Origin of the sequence: Caloranaerobacter azorensis DSM 13643 (assembly GCF_900129995.1) — a bacterium.
In the GTDB taxonomy this organism is placed as follows: domain Bacteria; phylum Bacillota; class Clostridia; order Tissierellales; family Thermohalobacteraceae; genus Caloranaerobacter; species Caloranaerobacter azorensis.
In genome coordinates this window covers 1-3,225 of the sequence record NZ_FQXO01000126.1, presented here as the reverse complement: position 1 = coordinate 3,225, position 3,225 = coordinate 1, and the positions used below count along the sequence as shown (strand labels likewise).

The window sequence follows — 3,225 nt, the reverse complement described above, 5'->3', positions numbered from 1 at the left end:
ACGGTCAACCCCCACAGTGGACTTTCACCACCTAGTTGTTACGCATGCCCGGCACACAAAATAAACAGCCTCATTAAAAAGAGACTGTTTATTTTTTATTTTCTACTTTTTTATTTTCTTCAGTAGTATTTTTCTGATTTTCTTTTACATTTAACCCGTGCTTAATTCTTATTTTTTCTTCAATTTCTTGAGCTATTTTTACATTTTCGCGTAAAAATTCTTTTGCATTTTCCCTTCCTTGACCAAGCCTATGCTCTCCATAACTATACCACGACCCTGATTTATTAATAATTCCATCAGATACACCAACATCTAATAAATTACCTTCTTTAGAAATACCTGTACCATACATTATATCAAACTCTGCAATTTTAAATGGTGGTGCAACTTTATTCTTAACTACTTTCACTTTTGTCCTATTTCCTATCATTTCATCGCTTTGTTTTAATGTCTCAACTTTTCTTACATCTAATCTAACTGAAGCATAGAATTTCAAAGCTCGTCCACCTGGCGTTGTTTCAGGATTACCGAACATTACACCAACTTTCTCTCTCAATTGATTAATAAATATAGCTATTGTATTAGATTTTTTTATGGCCCCAGCTAATTTTCTTAAAGCCTGTGACATAAGTCTAGCTTGTAAACCTACATGACTATCGCCCATTTCTCCTTCGATTTCCGCTTTAGGAACTAATGCCGCAACTGAATCTATTACTATTACATCAATTGCCCCACTTCTTACTAATGCTTCTGCGATTTCCAAAGCCTGTTCGCCAGTGTCAGGTTGTGATACGATAAGATTATCAATATCAACGCCAAGCCTTTTAGCATAACTTGGATCTAATGCATGTTCAGCATCAATAAAAGCAGCAGCACCTCCTTGCTTTTGAGCCTCTGCTATTACATGTAGAGCTACAGTCGTTTTACCAGAAGACTCTGGACCATATATTTCTACAATCCTACCTCTAGGTAAGCCCCCTATGCCTAAGGCAATATCCAAACTTAATGCTCCTGTAGAAATTGCTTCAACATTAAGTTTAGAATTTTCTCCTAATTTCATAATAGAACCTTTACCAAATTGTTTTTCAATTTGACTTATAGCCATTTCTAAAGCTTTTTTCTTTTCTAACATATTATCCCAGATAACTCTGGTTCACCTACCTTTCATTTTTCGAACTTATGTTCTACTGTAATTATATAACAAGCTTCATATACAGTCAATCTTATTTTTTCCTTTTAATTTTATTAATCTAATTATTTATTCCCGGATAAATAAACGTTTTTATTTTTATAAAGGTAATCAAAGCCCGAAATCAATGTAAATATAACAGCCAAAGCAACAGATATTTTATCAAAAGGTATATTTATCAATCTAAAAGGATAATTATCTAATAACAAAGTTATTATAGCCACTATTTGTGATATTGTTTTAATTTTCCCCCACCAACTTGCTGCAATAGTAATACCTTCTGAAGCAGCCAATACCCTTAATCCTGTAATTGCAAATTCTCTTGCTATAATAAGTATTACAATCCAGGCAGATAATTTCCCTTTTTCAATTAAAGATATTAATGCAGCTGATACTAATAATTTATCAGCTAGAGGATCCATGAATTTTCCAAATTTAGTTACCTGATTTCTCTTCCTTGCTATATAACCATCTAAACTATCCGTAAGAGCAGCTAGTATAAATATAAATGCTGCTATATACTCGCCGTATGGTATTTTAACTAACAGAAAGAACATAAAAACTGGGACTAAAAATATCCTTATTATGGTTAACTTATTCGCTAAATTCATGGTCTATCTCTCCTATTAAATCATATTCTAAACAATCAAATATTTTCACATTTACAAAATCACCTAAATTCAAACGATATTTACTGTGTATATAAACAAGTCCATCAATTTCTGGACTATCCATATAACTTCTACCTAAGTATATTAAACCATCTTCTGTTTTTTCTATTTGCTCTTCAACTAGAACCTTATAAATATTTCCTATTTTTTCTCTGTTTTTTTCAAACGATATCTGCTTTTGTATTTCCATAATAATAGATTTTCTTTCTTCTTTTACAATTTCATCAACTTGATCTTCAAAATTAGCAGCTGGTGTATCTTCTTCTTTTGAATATGCAAAAACACCTAATCTATCAAACTTCGTGTTCTTTACGAATTCACATAGCTCTTTGAATTCTTGTTCCGTTTCTCCTGGGAATCCTACAATTAATGTAGTTCTAATAATAATATTTGGCACTCTACTTCTAAGTTTATTTATTAAATCTATTATCCTCTCTTTCGTTGTCTTTCTGTTCATTCTTTTTAAAATCCTATTATTTATATGTTGAATTGGTATATCTACATATTTAACAACTTTTTCATTTCTTTTTATACTATCTATAAGTTCATCCGTAAAATCATCTGGATATAAATATTGTAACCTAATCCATTCTAATCCTTCAATTTTATTTAATTCATCTAATAATTCAGGCAATCTAACTTTTCCATATAAATCTAATCCGTATTTTGTAGTATCTTGTGCTATCAGTATTATCTCTTTTTTCCCTATTTCAACTAACTTTTTAACTTCTTCAATAATTTTCTCTATACGTCTGCTTCTATATTTACCTCTAATCTTAGGTATAATACAATAAGTACAAAAATTATTACATCCTTCAGCAATCTTTACATAGGCAACCGGATTAGAAGAACTTATAAATCTAGGTAAAATATCATAATCAAAGTTATTTATATCACCTGCCTTTAAAATTCTTTTATCTTTTTCAACTTCCTCTATTACATTCACTATATCTTTCAAGTTTCCTGTTCCAACAACTGCATCGACTTCTGGAAGTTCTTTAAGAATTTCTTCTTTATACCTTTCAGCCAAACAGCCAGTTACAATTAGTCTTTTACAATTCCCTATTTTTTTGTACTCTCCTAATTCAATTATCGTATCTATTGATTCCTCTTTAGCATCTTTTATAAAACCGCAAGTATTAATTATTATAATGTCTGCTACATCTAAATTTTGTGTTAATAAATAGCCATTTTCTTTTATAATACCTAACATTACTTCAGAATCGACTAAATTTTTTGAACATCCTAAAGTAACTAATGATACTCTTGTACTCATTTAGCATCTCCGTTGACTTATATCTATAAAAACCTTATAGAAAGCAACGCATACCTATAAATCTTTATAGATTTATAGATCTTATCCGA

3 protein-coding genes are annotated in these 3,225 nt (G+C 30.4%); all 3 read right to left on the bottom strand.

The window, feature by feature from the left end; all coding sequences use genetic code 11:
* Positions 1-88: 88 nt before the first annotated feature.
* Positions 89-1,132, bottom strand: a complete 1,044-nt coding sequence (recA, locus tag BUB51_RS12300; protein ID WP_035163589.1) for a recombinase RecA — start codon at positions 1,130-1,132, stop codon at positions 89-91.
* A gap of 122 nt (positions 1,133-1,254) precedes the next feature.
* On the bottom strand, positions 1,255-1,800 hold the full coding sequence (gene pgsA / locus BUB51_RS12295) for a CDP-diacylglycerol--glycerol-3-phosphate 3-phosphatidyltransferase (protein ID WP_035163590.1): 546 nt from the start codon (positions 1,798-1,800) through the stop codon (positions 1,255-1,257).
* The gene (rimO, locus tag BUB51_RS12290; RefSeq protein WP_073198110.1) at positions 1,784-3,136 is read right to left on the bottom strand and encodes a 30S ribosomal protein S12 methylthiotransferase RimO; all 1,353 of its coding nucleotides are present in this window, start codon (positions 3,134-3,136) and stop codon (positions 1,784-1,786) included. Before rimO ends, pgsA begins: the two co-directional genes overlap by 17 nt.
* Between the last annotated feature and the right edge of the window lie 89 nt (positions 3,137-3,225).